The organism is Bradyrhizobium sp. USDA 4341 (assembly GCF_054063755.1).
Window position 1 is genome coordinate 2,006,077 of the sequence record NZ_JBSSGO010000002.1, and the last position, 15,894, is coordinate 2,021,970.

Below are 15,894 nucleotides of genomic sequence, written 5' to 3' on the forward strand. Positions count from 1 at the left end.
TGCCGACGATCAGTTGGCCTTCACCGTCCGCATCTCATTGTGCGGCAGCGCCGTGGGTGCCGGCTGCGCAATCTTGGTCAATGGATCGACGTCGACGACGTCGGTTCCCGCGAACTCCGCTTGTGCCGCGTCCGATATCCATTTCACTGCGGCGGGGTGGCTGACCAGCATCCCGATCAATGCAACGATCACGAGCACCGGCAGAGCGATCAGCTTGATGCTGAAGCTCCCGTAGTTGCTTTCCGGATCCTGCTGCCGGTTGTCGAAAGAGCCCTGCATGGATGCCTCCACAGTGCGAGTGTGCTCCACCGAAGCGTCACTTACCGCAGGGCACGCGCGGCCGATGTGAATGGTTTCACAGGCTTTGTCCGGTTCACCATTTCGTGAAATGCCGGAGCGACCGCGCAGACGGGAGAGCGACTACTCGCCGTCATCAGCCCCGGCGTCGACCAACGCCTGCAGCGACTCGGGCTTCAGCACGACGATCGCACCATGCTCGAGCCTGACCCAACCGCGTGTCGCCCACGCGCGGAGCTGCTTGTTGATGCTCTCGCGGGTCATCCCGACCATCTCGCTGATCTCCTGCTGGGTGATCGAGATGGTGCGCCCCTGCGGCTTGTGCTTGTCGCTCAGGCGCAGCAGCGCGCTCGCCAGGCGGCCCGGCAAATCCTGCAGGATCACCTGCTCGACCTGGTCGCTGGTCCAGCGCAACCTTGCGCAAAGCAGCTCGATGAACTTCATCGCAAGCGTCGGCTGGCTGCGCACGAACGGAATGAACTCGCGCCGGTCGATGACGAACAGCTCGCAATTGGTGTTGGCGGTGGCGTCGGCCGTCCGCGACAAGCCGTCGAGCAGCGCGATCTCGCCGAATATCTCTCCCGCCTCGATCAGGTTCAGGATCGCGTTGCGACCGTCCGGCGAGGAGATGCTGATCTTCACCGTGCCCGAGATCACCGCGATCAGGCTGGTGCCCGGATCGCCCTTGGAGAAGATCGTCGTTCCGCGCTTCAGCGTGGTGTGTTTGGCATAGCGGCAGAGCTGATCGAATGCCTCGGGCTCGAGATCGGCAAAGTACGGATGCTTGCGCAGCACCGATAGCTTGTTGTTTGAAAACAACGGCGCGCCGGCAGTTCGTTCTATGGGCAGCGCACCGGTCATTGTGATCCAGACTGATTGTGTTGCGTTCAATCGGCGCGCCAGCAGCGCGACACACCGACAAGCCATCGATCAATGAAAGCGGAAAGGACTATAGCCCCACCGGGGGCCTACAGCAACAAAAGGTCCGAGCCGGTGAAATCGGGCTAGAAGGCATCCAAGGTACAATTTGGAATAAATATGCCGCTAGTTGCAACGCTCAATTGTAGGCAACGGCCGCCCTTGGTCTGGAAAACCCGCCATCAACCGCAATCTCGCCTGGCAAGACCCGTTCGTGTGACGGGTCTGCGCCACCCGCTCACAGCAGCTTGCCGTCCGGCCCAAAGAACGGATGCGGCCCGTCAAACTGACCGATGGGGATCTGGTGTGTGACCAGCTGTCCAAAATCCTGCCCGGGAAACCATGTGTGCAAATGAAATGCAGGCGGTTCCACCTTGAACGATGGTTCGCGGAGCTGTCCGAGGTCCAGGTCGACCGCATGGTTCGGCGCGGGGCATATTGTCACGGCAATCCCGGCGAAGGTGGTCAGCATCGCGCGATGGACGTGCCCGCACGCGATCAACCGCACACGCGGGTGACGCCTGACGATTTCCGCCAATGCGTCGGCATTGAAGAGGTCTTGCCGGTCCATATGCCAGATGCCGCCCTTGAATGGCGGGTGATGCAGGAAAAGCAGCGCCGGCCGGTCGGCTGCCGTCGCGAGCGCCGCGTCCAGCCATTGCAGCGTGGACGCTTCGAGCATGCCGTGCGGCTTGCCGGCGACGCTTGAATCCAGCAGCAGGAGATCGAGGCCATTCACTTCGATCTTCTGGTCGAGCGGGCCTGTTGCGTGAACATAGGGCGCGGCCGGAAACGCTTCGCGCATCCACTGACGCGAGTCGTGATTGCCGGGAATGCCGGCAAACGGCAGGCGCAGCGGCGCCAGCAATCGCTTGAGATAGTCGTATTCCTCGACCGACGGCGTATCGACAAGGTCGCCCGAGACGACGACGAAATCGGGCGCCGGCTCGAACGCTCCGAGCGCCGCCACACAGCGTTCAAGCGCCTTCGCGGTATCGACCCGGCCATAGGCCAGCACTCCCGGCGGCTTGATGTGGAGGTCGGATATCTGTGCGATGAGAACCGGTTTCGGCGGCATCGATCAATCTCAGGGTTCGGAAGGGAGCAGACGAACGGCGTCGGCCGCAATCGAAAGCCCGATTCGATCGCCGACCTTGGCCTGAATTGTATTGGGCGCGTCGACATTGAGCGGCTTGCTCGATGCACCACTCACGACAATTCGTTGCCGGTCGCCGATGAAGCTGACGGAATCAACTGCTCCCGAGAGCAGCCCTGCCCCGGCGTCCGTCACGCGAATGGTTTCGGGACGGATCATGACGGTCGCGTTCGCAGCCGTCGCGCCACCCTCGATCGGCAATCGCCCGCCGGGCAGGATCAGCATGCCGTTTTCGATCGGAGCTTCCACGATATTCGCCGCTCCGATGAACTCCGCCACGAAGCGGTCCTTCGGTGCGAAGTAGACCTCGCGCGGCGTGCCGATCTGGGCGATCGCACCTTTCCGCATCACGACGATGCGGTCGCCCAATTCCATGGCTTCGGACTGATCATGGGTGACATAGATCGCCGTGATTCCGAGTGCTCGCAACAGCCGGTTGAGCTCGCCTCGCAACCGGTCCCGCAAGGCGGCATCAAGCGCGGTCAAGGGCTCGTCAAGCAGCAATATGCCGGGCCGGATCGCGACGGCGCGCGCCAGTGCCACACGCTGGCGCTGGCCGCCCGAAAGCTGGTCGATGCGGCGGTTCTCCAACCCCGTGATGTTCGTGAGAGCCACCAGCTCGGCGACGCGTGCGGCACGCTCGCCCCAGGCAACACCCCGGATCTTCAGGCCGTAGGCGATATTGTCCGCCACCGTCATGTTGGGGAACAGGGCGTAAGACTGAAACACCATGCCGACATTACGCTGCTCGATCGGGACCGAGGTCATGTCCTTGCCGTCGAACAGCACCTTGCCGCCCGCATCCGGCAACTCGAGGCCGGCGATGATGCGCAGCATCGTGGTCTTGCCGCATCCGGATGGTCCAAGCAGCACCAGCGTCTCGCCGCGCGCGATGTCGAGGGTTGCGGGATCAAGAGCGCGCGTGCCGTCGGCAAAGGTCTTGCCGCAGGCCTCGATCCGCACTGCTGCACCGTGCCCGGTCGTATTCATCGCTTGTGATTCCTGTCGGCCAGCAGCTGCATCGCGACCAGCAGCGGAATGATCATCACGAAGAAGATCAGCGTGTAGGCCGAGGCCACTTCGAGCCGCATCGAGGCGTAGCTGTCGGCGAGCCCGATCGGCAGCGTCTTCGTCAGCGGCGTATGCAGCATCCAGGTCAGGTTGAATTCACCGAGCGACAGCGTGACCACCATCAGTGCGCCGGCCAGAATTCCCGGCAGCGCGTTCGGCACGATGACATCGCAAAAGCGTCGCCATGGCGATGCGCCGAGCGAGGCAGCCCCTTCATCGAGCGTCTTGATGTCCACGGTCGCAAACACCGCCATGACCGAGCGCACCATGAACGGCATGGTGAAGATCACGTGGCCGACCAGGATGAAGAGCCAGGAGCGGCGAAAGCCGCCAAAGCTCCCATAGGCGAGCAACAGCGCAAGCGCGATCGCAAGCCCCGGGATCGCCAAGGGCAGCGTGATGATCTCCTCGACGATGCGGGCAAGGCGGCCTCCCCGCGCGTGCAGCGCGTAGGCCGCGGGAACGCCGGCGAGCAATGTGACGGCGAGTGTCGCGAAGGCGATCACGAAGGAGAGCAGGATGGTGCCGGCATAGAGCTCCCAGACCTGCGCGACCCATTGCAGGGTCACGCCGGACTGGATGCCCCGGAAATAATTCACGGTGACGCCGGCCGAGATCGAAAGCCCAGCGGGCACCACCAGGAATGCTGCAACGAGCAGCGTGAAGATGAACTGGCCGGTGAAGATCAGGCGATCGCGCATGCTTTCACCCAGCCGCCGCGACCGCGCTGCCGCTGAACGTGCGGGCCAGCGCGAGAATGAGCCAGGTGATCAGGCCGAGCCCCACCGACAGCGCCGCCGAGGTCGCGAAATTCGCGGCCAGCGTGAACTCGGTGTAGATCAGCATCGGCAGCACGTCGATATTCGTCGCCAGCGTGAAAGCGGTGCCGAAGGCGCCCATTGCGGTCGCAAATGCGATCGCGCCGGACGCAACGAAGGCCGGCGCCAGTGCCGGCAACACGACGTCACGCTGGACCGCCCAGGGGCTTGCGCCGAGCGAACGCGCGGCCTCCTCCAGACCGATATCGAGCTTCTGCACCGCCGCCATAATGGTGAGGATCACGCGCGGGATCGAGAAGTAGAGATAGCCGAGGAAGAGCCCGTAGATCGAATAGGCGAAAACGAACTTCTCGCCGAAGATCCGGTTCGAGAGATCGCCGATCAGCCCTTGCCGCCCCGCCAGCAGAATGATCATGAAGCCGACCACCACGCCGGGAAAGGCCAATGGAAAGGTCAGCATCGCAATCAGCACGGCCCGCCCGGGAAAGCGGTGCCGCTGCAGAAACATTCCGGCGATCGTCGCCACGATCAGCGTGACGACCGTGGTTGCCGCCGCCAGCAGCACCGTATTGATCAGCGTTGCGCGATAGCGGCCTTCGGTCAGGATGGCGAGATATCCGGCAAGCCCGTGCGGCCCTTCGGCGCCCGCCACCACCAGCCGCGCCATCGGCAACAGGAAGAACGCCGTCGTCACCAGCACAAGCGGCAGCAGGCAGAGCCAGACGAAGGATTTTTGCGACATCGGAAGATTGGTGCCCCTGCGAGGGCACCATATTGCCTCAGCGGACCTCGGCGAGATAGCGGTCAACGAAGGCTTTTTGCACGTTCTCCATCTCGCCCCAGTCGACGCTCTTGGCGCGGGCATAGTCGCTGTCGGGGAGGAATTTGCCCTTCACGGAAGCCGGCAGCTCGATCGGGCGGGCCGGCCGCAGATAGGCATTGGTCCAGATCGCCTGCCCCTTGTCGGACAGCAGATAGTCCATCACCTTCTTGGCCTTTTCCTTGTCGGGCGCGTTCTTCACGAGACCAACGACATAGGGAAACACCACCGATCCCTCGCAGGGAATGACAAACTCGAAGTTGCCCTTCTCTGAATATTTCGCGCGGTAGGCGTTGAAGTCATAGTCGAACAGGATCGGCATCTCGCCCGAGACGACGCGGGCATATGACGTCTGCTTGGGCACGATCGGATCGTTCTTGCGCAGTTCCTTGAAGAAGGTGATCGCCGGATCGAAATTGGTGGGCGAGCCGCCCAGCGCGAGATTGACGGCGACCGCGCCGACATAACCGACCGCCGCGGACGACGGGTCGAGATAGCCCACCATGCCCTTGTAGTCAGGCTTCAGGAGGTCCTTCCAGCAGGCCGGCACCGGCTTGCCGCCAAGCGCGTCCTTGTTCACGAACAGGCCGAGCGTCCCGGAGTGGATCGTGGTCCAATAGCCGTCCGAATCCTTGAGGCCGGCGGGCACCTGATCCCAATGCGCGGGCCTGTATGGCTCAAGCGCGTCCTGGGCCTTGGCCTTCATGCCGAAGGTCACGCCGAAATAGCCGATATCGCCGACCGGATTGCTCTTCTCGGCCAGGATCTGGGCCAGCGCCTGGCCGGAATTCTTGTTGTCATGCGGGATATCGTAGTTGAGGTCCGCCTTGATCGCCTTCAGCATCGATGCCCAATCTGCCCATTCCGGCGGGCAATTGTAGCAGATCACGTCGGCCGCCTTGGCGGATTGCCACGGCGCGAGCAGTGTCAGCGCCAGCAACGCAAGGACAAGGCGGACGGTCTTCATGGCAGGCTCCGGTCTGGGAGAGGATGCGATGCGGATTTCAACATCAACGGAGCGACCAAGTATAGGCCGCGTATGAATGTTTTGCGACGCGCTTGCTGCCGTGCAGCAAATGCAGCAGCCCGGATGCCAATGACCGGAGGCTCGCGGCAAACCGTCGTTTCGCGCTAGGCTGCGAGCCGAATGAGGAAGCGCCCATGTACCAGCCGCCCGGCGTCAAGACATCGCCCGATCTTCCCGTCCCCGACCTGATGAAAGCCTGGGTCCTTGGTGACCCCGACCAGCTCCTGCTTCGCGAGAAGCCGACGCCGATTCCGTCGCGTACCGAAGTGCTCGTGCGCGTCGACGCGGTTGCGATCTGCGCCACCGATCTCGAAATCATCCATGCCGGGTCGCCGGCAAGCATTCAAGGCGGCGCGCCCTTCAACAAGAACTTTACGCCGGGTCACGAATACATGGGCACGGTTGCGGCGCTTGGCCCAAACGTCGACGAGTTCAGGATCGGAGAGCGGGTCAGCGTCGAGATTCACGCCGGCTGCGGCCAATGCAAACGCTGCCGCCAGGGCATGTACACGTCGTGCCTCAACTATGGAAAGCCGGAGAAGGGTCACCGCGCCAACGGCTTTACGACCGACGGCGGATTCGCCGAATACGCGGTCAATCATATCAATACGCTGGCGCGCGTCCCGGATACCATGAGCGATGCGGAAGCAACCCTCGTGGTGACTGCCGGGACATCGATGTATGGCTTGACGGAATTGGGGGGATTGGTGGCCGGCGAGAGCGTCGTGGTGATCGGCCCAGGGCCGATCGGACTTCTCGCAGTTGCTGTGGCCAAGGCGCTTGGTGCAAGCCCGGTCATCCTGACCGGGACGCGCAACAAGCGGCTGGCGATCGGCCAGGAACTGGGGGCCGACCGCGTCATCAACATCAACGACGAAGACGTCGTTGAGGTCGTGAAGCAACTAACAGGGGGGATCGGCGCGGACTATGTCGTCGAATGTGCCGGCACCGAAGCGACACTCAACCAGGCCATTCATATGACCAATCGCGGCGGCAAGATCTGCCTGGCCGCCTTCCCGCACGAGGCCGCGACGCTGGACATCGCGCACCTCGTACGGAACAACATCTACGCCTACGGCATCCGCGGCGAAGGCCGCAGCGCCACGCACCGCGCGATGGAATTGATGGCGGCGAAGCGATTCGACGCGACCAGGATCCACACGCACACGTTTCCGCTGGGCGACCTGCCGACGGCGCTGAGATATGCGCGGGACCGCGTCGATGACGCGATCAAGGTCGTCGTCACCAATCGGAAAGCCGACGCGATCGCGAGCGCTGCGGAATAAAGTTCAGTACGTGCCGGTGGCACGCGCGCTGATCCGAGAGCCTGCTCACACCGAGCAGTAGCGCTCCTTGATCTCGTCGTCGGCGAGCAGCGCCTGCGCAGAGGCCTGGTGCACCACCGCCCCCTGGTCCAGCACATAGGCACGATCGGCGATGCCGAGTGCGAGCTCGACATTCTGCTCGACCAGCAGAACCGTCGTTCCCTGCGCCTTCATGCTGCTGAACAGCTCGAACATCTCGTCGACCAGGACCGGCATGATGCCCTCCGATGGCTCGTCCAGCATGATCAGGTCGGGCTTTGCGATCATCGCCCGCGCGATTGCCAGCATCTGCTGCTCACCGCCGGACATCGTGACCGCCTCTTGATCCATGCGCTCGGCCAGCCGGGGGAAGATCGCAGCGATCTCGTCGATCAGCTCGGCTTCCCGCTTCTTCTCCTTCGAGGCAACCAGCCCGAGCCGCAAATTCTCCCGCACTGTGAGCCCCTGCACAATCCGCCGCTCCTCCGGAACGTAGGCCAGACCCAACGCGAAGCGCACATGCGCCGGCTGGCGCAGCAGCTCTTCACCCTTGAAGGTAACCGAGCCGCGCGCCCGCCCCATCAACCCCATGATCGATTTCAACGTCGTCGTCTTGCCGGCCCCATTGCGGCCGATCAGGCAGACAATTTCGCCCTTGCTCACCTCGAGACTGACGTCCTGTAACGCGTGACTTGCGCCATACCAGGCATTGAGCTTGCTGATCTGCAGCATCCCATCAATGCTCCCGCTGACCGAGATAGACCCGCTTCACCGCCTCGTTCTGCCGGACCTCTTGTGGCGTTCCCTCGGCCAGCAATTCTCCGTGGTGCAGCACGAGGATGCGATCGCTGATGCCCAGCACCAGCTTCATCTTGCGCTCGACGAGGATGACCGTACGCTCCTTGGCGAGTTTCACGATCAGATCCATCATGGTCCGGGTTTCTTCCGGGCTCATGCCGGCCGTCGGCTCGTCCAGCAGCAGCAAGCGGGGCTGGCTGGCAAGCGCCATGCCGATCTCCAGTGCCCGCTGCTCGCCATGGGCCAGCGTCTTGGCCGCACGTTCCCGGGATTCCCACAACCCGACGAGCGCCAGCAGTTCGTCCGCCCGCTCAACAAGTTCGGTCAGGCGCGCACGGGGACGCCAGATATCGTATCGCGACACCAGCGCCTGCAGGCCGACGCGGATGTTCTCTCGTGTCGTAAGCTGCGGAAACACGCTGGTGATCTGAAAGGATTTCGCGATCCCCATATGTGCAAAGCGGTGTTGCGGCAGACCGGTGACATCCTTGCCCTCGAACTCAACACTGCCTTTCGTCGGCGGAAATGCGCCGCACAGCAGATTGAAGTAGGTGCTCTTTCCAGCCCCGTTCGGACCAATAATGGAGGTGATCGCTCCTCTGGAAAACTCGGCCGAGATATTGTTGAGGGCGACAAACTTCCCGAACGTCTTGCCGACGCCCCTGGTGCGCAGAATGATTTCTCCTGCGTGGCCTTCTGCGGCGCTCATCGTCTGCCCCGCGCGATCAGCGTGCCCCAGATGCCCGCCGGGAAGAACAGCACGCATGCAATGAAGATGGCTCCAACGATCAGTTGCCAGTGAACGGTCCACACCGAGACCACATTCTCCAGGACCAGGAAGACCGCAGCACCAATCATCGGCCCGAAGAACGTCCCCATACCGCCCAGGAGAGCGATCATCACGACCAGGCCCGAGGTCTCGTAATGCAGGATTTCGATCGGAACGATCGACAAATGCAGGGCCTGCAGCGCACCCGCAAGGCCGCAGAAACCGCCTGACAGGACGAAGGTCAGCAATCGCGTCAGGGTCACGTCGTAGCCGGACGCGCGGGCACGCATCTCGTTCTCGCGCACCGCTTCAATGACGGCACCAAAGGGCGACGCCAGAATGCGTGACATCACAAAGAATGCGGCGATCACGAAAGCCGCGATGACGTAGTAGCGAACCATCGGATTGATGAAATCGATCCGCAGGCCGAACAGATCGATGTTGCGGACGTTGATGCCGCGAAGGCCGTTCTCGCCACCGGTCAAGTCAACCGCCTGGTAGAAAAGGTAGTAGACACATTGCGACAGCGCCATGGTCACCATGGCGAAGTAGATGCCTCGGGTCCTGATCGCGAGCACGCCAATCAACAGCGCCATCAACAATCCGCCGGCGACCCCGGCGGCGATCGCCGCATACCACGGCCAACCGAAGTGCACGATGGCGATACCACAGAGGTAGGCACCCGTCCCGAACAGCGCCGCATGACCGAACGACAGGAGACCCAGATATCCAAACACGAGGTTGAAGCCGAGGGCGTACAAGCCATAGATCAGGATGTTCACGGCGAGAGCCGTGAACGGCATCACCAGCGGGAAAACCAGGATAACCGCCGCGACAATGCTGGCACGATGCCGCGTCGCGAACTCATACCAACTGCCCGTCCTGGCACCGGCCTGTTTGATCGATTGAGTGGTTTCGGTCATGCCGGGCTCAGCTCATCAATCCGGCGCGGCCGAAGAAGCCCTGGGGACGGACGATCAGAACGATCGCCATCAAGGCAAAGATCGAAACCTTGGCCATCTCGGGAGCGAACAGCGAGGTCATGCTGACCACCACACCGACCAGCATGCCTGCCAGTACGGCGCCGCCGATCGACCCCATCCCACCAACGACCGTTACCACGAATGCCTCGGCGAGGATCGTGCCGCCCATCTCGGGAATGACGCCTTGAAGCGGCGCGGCCAACAGGCCGGCAAAGCCCGCGATCGCAGTACCGATCCCGAACACGATCAACCAGACCTTGGAAACGTCGACCCCAAGAACACGGACGATCTGCGGATCGCGTGCCCCGGCGCGGATAATCAGCCCGAAGCTGGTCTTCTCGAGAAACAGCCAGAGCGCAAGCAGCACGACGGCCGTCGCGCCTATCACGAACAGGCGGTAGAGCGGAAAATAGCCGACGCCAATGTCGACAGCGCCCTGCAGAACCTCGGGCGTGTCGAAAGGATAGCCGGTCTTGCCAAAGGCAATGCGCACGCATTCGACCATCACGTAGCTGAGCCCGAAGGTCAGCAGCAGCGGATAGTCGATGCCGCGACCGTAAAGCGGCCGGATCAGCACGCGCTCGACGGCAAGGCCGAACAGTCCGATTGCGATCGGCACCGCCATGAGGCAGATCCAGAAATTGCCCCCGATCGAGATCAGATAGAGCCCGACATAAGCGCCGACCATGTAGAACGCGCCATGGGCGAAGTTGACGACCGTCAACATCCCGAAGATCAGCGAGAGGCCGATCGCAAACAGCACATAGATGGCGCCGAGCGCCAGCCCGGCAAACAGTTGCAGCGCTATCAGGTCAAAGCTCAGGCCCGCCATTTGTCCCCCTCAGCAGGGCGCGCACCGCCCCGCGGCGCGCGCCGTCGCACGAACTCAGCTCTTGTGGCCGAGCGCCTCGCAGGTGCGCAGGTACTTCTCGTTGGGTTCTTCGGTCGACAAGACCTCGAACACATCGGACTCGTTCTTCATGTCCTTGGACTTCGACTTGATCACGAGCACCGATTGCACCGACTGGTGGTCGCATTTGCGATAATATTGCGGCCCCTTGTAGTCGTCGTACTTCAGAGCTTCCAATGCAACGATGACCTTGCCGGTCTCGACGCTGCCGGCGCCCTTGACCGCCTCGAGCACGGTCCGAACACCGCCATAGCCGAGCGCACCGTAATCGGTGGGCAACTTGCCGTCGTACATTTTGCTGAACGCATCGTTGAACGCCTTGGTCGAGGCGAACTTGTCCTCGATACCCCAGTAGAACGAGCAGCCGCCGACGACGCCTTCGAATGCCTGGGGGCCAGCCGCGACGCGGCTGGCATGCGAGAGCAGCGGCGCGATGATCTGGATCGATTTCTTGATGCCAAAGTCGGTCGCCTGCTTCAGCGCAATCTGCTGGTCCCGGCCGAAATTGCTGATGCACAGAATATCGGGCTTCAGCGCCTGGAGACGCGGCAGCAGGGTGGAGAAGTCGGTCGTTCCCAGCGGATGGCGGATGTCGCCAAGGTTCTCGACGTTGAACTCCTTGCCGACCTCGAGGAAGCCGCGAACCATCTCGTGCCCGTAGGCGTAATCCGCCGTGAGAAACGCAACCCTCTTGCCGAATTTGGCGAAGGCATAGCGGCCGACCGCGCCTGACGTCATGTGCGGGTTCAGCGCTTCGTGGAATGTGTACTTGCTGAAGTCGGCCGCCTCGTTGATGGCATCGGACTGGCTGATCGAATTGAAGATGACGCCGCGCTCTTTGGTGACGTTGTTGATCGCAAGCTGAACTGCCGCGGACAGACTGCCGACGACGAAATTCACCTTCTCCTTCTCGACCAGCTCCAATGTCCGCGTTGCCGCCTCACCGGGATTGAGCTTGTCGTCGCGCACGACGAGCTCGGCCTTGCGGCCGTTGAGACCGCCGGCATCGTTGAACTGGGCGACAGCGAGCTGCCCCGCCCGCACCTGGTCCTGGGCCTCGGTGCCATACGGACCGGTCAAGGGAACGGGGAAGCCGATCTTGATGGGCGCTTCCTCGGCCTGGAGCAGATTGATGCGAAAAGGCGAGACGGCGAGAGCGGCGCCGGCGCTTGCCGTCGTCAGCAGACGACGCCGCGATATCGATCCAGCTTTGGTGACCTTGTTCGTCATGACTATTCCTCCCCAAGAACTGTCTGTGTTTTGTTTATCGTTATCTTTGCCGGAACGTCTCCACCTCAGATTCGTCCCAAGGCCGTCAGGATAACCTGAGGCGTGAGCGGAATCTCGGTAATTATTGCGCCGAACGGCCGCAGCGCGTCGTTGACCGCGTTGGCAACCGCAGCTGCCGCACCGGCTGTCCCTGCCTCGCCTGCCCCTTTGGCTCCGAGCTCCGACTCCTGCGTCGGAGACACCACGTGGCCAATCTCGATATCGGGCATCTCGCCGGACATCGGGACCAGATAGTCCGCCATGTTGGCGTTGGTCAGCTGGCCGCGCTCGTCATAGATGCATTTCTCGAACAGCGCCGCGCCGAGCCCCTGCACGACCCCGCCCCGGATCTGCTCGTCGACCAGTTGCGGGTTGATGATGGTACCACAGTCTTCGACAACCCAATGCTTCAGCAGCGTCACGAACCCGGTCTCGGTATCAACCTCGAGCCAAGAGCCCTGAACCCCGTTGGTGAATGCAAAGGGATACTGGCGCGGAACGAAATGCCGGGTCGCCATCAATTCGGGCTGGATGCCTGGCGGGAGGGTGTCCGGTCGAAAATAGACGATCCGCGCCAATTCGCTCAGCTCGATCCGTGACGCACCGTCGTCGGCACTGACGATGCTGTTGTTGACGATATCGAGCCCGCCCGGCGTCGATTGCAGGATGGCCGCGGCGATATCAAGGATATTCTGGCGCAGAGCCTTGGCGGCCTGCAATGCGGCTTCGCCGCCGATGCCGGCACCGCGCGAGGCCCAGGTGCCGCCGCCATAGGGCGTGTTGTCGGTGTCGCCCAGGATCACGCGGACCCGTTCCATCGAAACGCCCAGCACGCTGCCCACAATCTGGGCGGTCAGCGATTCCGACCCTTGCCCCTGCTCCGTGATGCTGGTCTGGCAGATCACCGAGCCTTGCGCGTCGAGTCGAACCGCAACGCCATCCTGCGACGAGATTTTCGCGCCGCCGACGCCGTAGAAGGCGGCACTGGGATTGGTGACCTCGATGAAGCTGGCGATTCCGATACCCCGGTGAATATTTCTGGCGCGCAATGTCGCTTGCTCAGCACGCAACGCGTCGTAATCCATCATCTGCAGCAGCTTGGCCAGCGAAGCTTGATGCGAAAGCTGCTCGAACTTCATGCCGGAGGGTGATGCACAAGGATAGGCGTCGTCGGCGATCAAATTGCGCCGGCGGATCTCGACGGGGTCCATGCCGATCTTCGCTGCGGCAAGGTCGACCAGACCCTCGGTGACCGAACAGGCAATCGGGTGTCCGACCGCCCGGTACTGGCACATCACGTTCTTGTTCTGGAAGACGACCCGCGCTCGCGCCCGATAGTTCGCCGTGACATACGGCCCGCCAACCAGATTGACCACCTGATTGGCCTCGATGGCGCTGGTGCGCGGATACATCGAATAGGGGCCGATCCCCGTCAGGTCGTCGATCTCGAAGGCCGTGATGGTGCCGTCCGGCCTGACGCCGATCCTACCCCTGCATCGATGATCGCGAGCGTGAATGTCGGTGTTGAAGCTCTCCACACGGTCAGCCACGAATTTGATCGGCCGCCGTAGCAGCTTTGACAGCGCATAGGTGGCCATTTCGTCGGCGTAGATGTGGACCTTGATACCGAACGAGCCGCCGACATCCTTGCAGACCACCCGGACCTGCGCCTCCCTTAGTCCGAGATGCAGGGCTGCAATGTTCTGCACCATATGGGGGGCCTGCGTGCCCTGGTAGATCGTCAGCCGCGCCTCAGCCGCATTCCAGTCGGCAACGACCGCCCGCGGTTCAAGCGTCACGCCGGTGTGGCGCCCGAATACGAAGTCGGCTTCGATGACCTCCGACCCTGACAATGCCAGGTCGACATCGCCGGCGTTGAGGGTCCGTTCAAAGGCGAGATTGTCACCGAGCGAAGCGTGAATGACTGGCGTTGCCGGATCGAGCGCGGTGCGCATGTCCGTGACCGCCTCGAGTCCCTCGTAGTCGACGGCAATTTGCTCCATTGCATCTTCAGCCACCGCACGGCTGGTTGCGACAATCGCCGCGACTGCCTCACCCTGCCAGCAGACCCTGTCGACCGCGATCGCATGCTGCGGCGCCGACTTCAATCCCTTCAGGTGCGAAAGCACACCGACCCACGGCGTGATGACAGCCTCAAGCTCTCGACCCGTGACGATAGAAATGACGCCGGAGATACGCCATGCCGCGTCGGCATCGATCGCCACAATTCTGGCGTGAGCATAGGGCGACCGCAGGAAAACCACGTGCGCCATCCGCGGCAATTCCAGGTCACTGACATATTGTCCACGCCCTTGCAGCAACCTGTCGAGGTTCGGCCGTGGCACCGTCTTGCCGATATAGGAATTCGGGCGATCGAGCACTGAGAGTGTCTCAGCGGGCGTGCGGGTCACCGTCATGCCCGCCGCTCCGCGCGCGTCCTGGCTGTCGCCTCCACCGCATCCACGATGGCTTGATAGCCGGTGCACCGGCAATAATTGCCGGAAAGGTGCTCGCGGATCGCTTGGCGATCAGGTACGGGCGAATGCTTCAGCAGGTCCTGCGCCGTCATCAGCATCCCGGGCGTGCAATAGCCGCACTGCAATGCATTGCGTTCGCGAAAGGCCGCCTGAAGATCGGTGATTTCGCCGCTGTCGGACAGCCCCTCGATTGTCTCGACTGACGCCCCCTGCGCCTGGACCGCCAGCACCAGACAAGAGCGGACGATCTCGCCATCGATCCGGACCGTACAGGCACCACAAACGCCGTGCTCACAACCGACATGGGTTCCAGTCAGCTTCAGATTCTCCCTGAGGAAATCAGCCAGATTGAGACGCGGCAATACAAATGCATCAATGGGCTCGCCGTTGACCAGAAGCGAAACCGACACCGGAGTGCTCATCCGGTCACTCCCGCTGCCAGATCGGGCCGCGCCAGCAATGCGGCCACGCAGCGCCGGAGCAAGACCGTAGCAAGATGTCGGCGCATCGCCGCGCTAGCCTGCTGATCCTCCTGTGGATCGAGTTCATCGGCCAGCACCGTTGCCGCTTCTGCAAGCAAGGCAGAGGTCACGGATGCATTGATCAACCGACCTGCGGCCGCCGCCAGCAGAGGCCGGTCGCCAACTGCAAAGAAGCCGAGCCGAAGATCAGTGAACCTGCCAGTTGCAACAGCAGCACGCGCAGCAAGACCAACGACGGCGTAGTCACCATGCCGCCGGGCATACTCCTGAAAGAAGAATGTCGAGCCCTGGTCTGCGATTGGCACCTCGATCGCGACAAGCAATTCGTCCGGCGACAGCGCCGTTTCGTAGATGCCCTTGAAAAATTCGGTCGCAGCAATCCGGCGCTCGCCCGTCGGGCCGCGAACAACGATCGTGGCGTCAAGCGCGATAGCGCAGGCCGGCAGCTCCGATGCCGGATCGGCATGCGCAAGACTACCGCCTATCGTTCCGCGATTGCGAATTGCGGGGTGAGCGACGTAGCCAACGGCGTCCCGCAGCAGCGGCGCATGCAGCGCGACGTCTGTCGATCTGAGCAGGTCGACATGTCGGGTCAGCGCACCAACAACCAGCAGGTCTCCCCTCACGGCGATGCCACGCAACTCGGCGAGGCCACCGATATCGACCAGAATGTCCGGGGAGATGAGCCGCAGGTTCATGGCCGGCATCAGGCTCTGGCCACCCGACAGAACCTTCGCCTTGTCGCCATGCGCGGCAAGCAACTCCAGCGCATTCACGACGCTGGTCGCGCGGGCGTAGGCGAAAGCCGCAGCTTTCATGTGGGCGTGGCCTCCC

16 protein-coding genes are annotated in these 15,894 nt (G+C 62.5%); 1 reads left to right on the forward strand and 15 read right to left on the reverse strand.

From position 1 onward, the window contains the following. Positions 1-9 precede the first annotated feature (9 nt). From ACVIGB_RS15505 to ACVIGB_RS15535, 7 genes are all read right to left on the reverse strand, one after another. Positions 10-279 (reverse strand): hypothetical protein, encoded by a 270-nt coding sequence (locus ACVIGB_RS15505; protein ID WP_092115576.1) that lies wholly within the window; start codon positions 277-279, stop codon positions 10-12. 141 nt (positions 280-420) lie between these two features. After that, positions 421-1,158: a Crp/Fnr family transcriptional regulator gene (locus ACVIGB_RS15510; RefSeq protein WP_092115577.1), complete on the reverse strand. Its 738-nt coding sequence runs from the start codon at positions 1,156-1,158 to the stop codon at positions 421-423. 295 nt (positions 1,159-1,453) lie between these two features. Continuing rightward, the gene (locus ACVIGB_RS15515) at positions 1,454-2,293 is read right to left on the reverse strand and encodes a phosphodiesterase (protein ID WP_456721968.1); all 840 of its coding nucleotides are present in this window, start codon (positions 2,291-2,293) and stop codon (positions 1,454-1,456) included. Between the two features lie 9 nt (positions 2,294-2,302). Continuing rightward, positions 2,303-3,361 carry an ABC transporter ATP-binding protein gene (locus ACVIGB_RS15520; protein WP_456721967.1) on the reverse strand — a complete coding sequence of 353 codons (1,059 nt, stop codon included), beginning with the start codon at positions 3,359-3,361 and terminating at the stop codon, positions 2,303-2,305. Next, complete coding sequence (locus tag ACVIGB_RS15525; RefSeq protein ID WP_229164081.1) at positions 3,358-4,143, reverse strand: ABC transporter permease; 786 nt, start codon at positions 4,141-4,143, stop codon at positions 3,358-3,360. The genes ACVIGB_RS15520 and ACVIGB_RS15525 overlap by 4 nt, the downstream gene beginning before the upstream one ends. Positions 4,144-4,147: 4 nt before the next feature. After that, on the reverse strand, positions 4,148-4,963 hold the full coding sequence (locus tag ACVIGB_RS15530) for an ABC transporter permease (RefSeq protein ID WP_092115581.1): 816 nt from the start codon (positions 4,961-4,963) through the stop codon (positions 4,148-4,150). A gap of 37 nt (positions 4,964-5,000) precedes the next feature. Further along, on the reverse strand, positions 5,001-6,008 hold the full coding sequence (locus tag ACVIGB_RS15535; RefSeq protein ID WP_456721966.1) for an ABC transporter substrate-binding protein: 1,008 nt from the start codon (positions 6,006-6,008) through the stop codon (positions 5,001-5,003). Positions 6,009-6,202: 194 nt separating this feature from the next. Here ACVIGB_RS15535 and ACVIGB_RS15540 point away from each other — a divergent pair, with 194 nt between their 5' ends. After that, positions 6,203-7,354, forward strand: coding sequence for a zinc-dependent alcohol dehydrogenase (locus tag ACVIGB_RS15540; RefSeq protein ID WP_456721965.1), 1,152 nt, complete (start codon positions 6,203-6,205; stop codon positions 7,352-7,354). A gap of 45 nt (positions 7,355-7,399) precedes the next feature. On the opposite strand, the gene ACVIGB_RS15545 is transcribed toward ACVIGB_RS15540, so the two are convergent. The 8 genes from ACVIGB_RS15545 to ACVIGB_RS15580 form a co-directional block, all read right to left on the reverse strand. Next, positions 7,400-8,104, reverse strand: a complete 705-nt coding sequence (locus ACVIGB_RS15545; RefSeq protein WP_092115584.1) for an ABC transporter ATP-binding protein — start codon at positions 8,102-8,104, stop codon at positions 7,400-7,402. A gap of 4 nt (positions 8,105-8,108) precedes the next feature. Next, a complete protein-coding gene (locus tag ACVIGB_RS15550) occupies positions 8,109-8,879 on the reverse strand; it encodes an ABC transporter ATP-binding protein (RefSeq protein WP_456749158.1) in 771 nt (256 codons plus the stop codon). Continuing rightward, positions 8,876-9,862: a branched-chain amino acid ABC transporter permease gene (locus ACVIGB_RS15555; RefSeq protein WP_456721964.1), complete on the reverse strand. Its 987-nt coding sequence runs from the start codon at positions 9,860-9,862 to the stop codon at positions 8,876-8,878. The genes ACVIGB_RS15550 and ACVIGB_RS15555 overlap by 4 nt, the downstream gene beginning before the upstream one ends. A gap of 7 nt (positions 9,863-9,869) precedes the next feature. Next, positions 9,870-10,754 carry a branched-chain amino acid ABC transporter permease gene (locus ACVIGB_RS15560; protein ID WP_456721963.1) on the reverse strand — a complete coding sequence of 295 codons (885 nt, stop codon included), beginning with the start codon at positions 10,752-10,754 and terminating at the stop codon, positions 9,870-9,872. 54 nt (positions 10,755-10,808) lie between these two features. Next, positions 10,809-12,062 (reverse strand): ABC transporter substrate-binding protein, encoded by a 1,254-nt coding sequence (locus ACVIGB_RS15565; protein WP_456721962.1) that lies wholly within the window; start codon positions 12,060-12,062, stop codon positions 10,809-10,811. A 65-nt stretch (positions 12,063-12,127) separates the two neighbouring features. After that, positions 12,128-14,518, reverse strand: a complete 2,391-nt coding sequence (locus tag ACVIGB_RS15570) for a xanthine dehydrogenase family protein molybdopterin-binding subunit (RefSeq protein ID WP_456721961.1) — start codon at positions 14,516-14,518, stop codon at positions 12,128-12,130. Then, on the reverse strand, positions 14,515-15,000 hold the full coding sequence (locus ACVIGB_RS15575) for a (2Fe-2S)-binding protein (protein WP_456721960.1): 486 nt from the start codon (positions 14,998-15,000) through the stop codon (positions 14,515-14,517). The genes ACVIGB_RS15570 and ACVIGB_RS15575 overlap by 4 nt, the downstream gene beginning before the upstream one ends. After that, the gene (locus tag ACVIGB_RS15580; RefSeq protein WP_456721959.1) at positions 14,997-15,878 is read right to left on the reverse strand and encodes an FAD binding domain-containing protein; all 882 of its coding nucleotides are present in this window, start codon (positions 15,876-15,878) and stop codon (positions 14,997-14,999) included. The genes ACVIGB_RS15575 and ACVIGB_RS15580 overlap by 4 nt, the downstream gene beginning before the upstream one ends. Between the last annotated feature and the right edge of the window lie 16 nt (positions 15,879-15,894).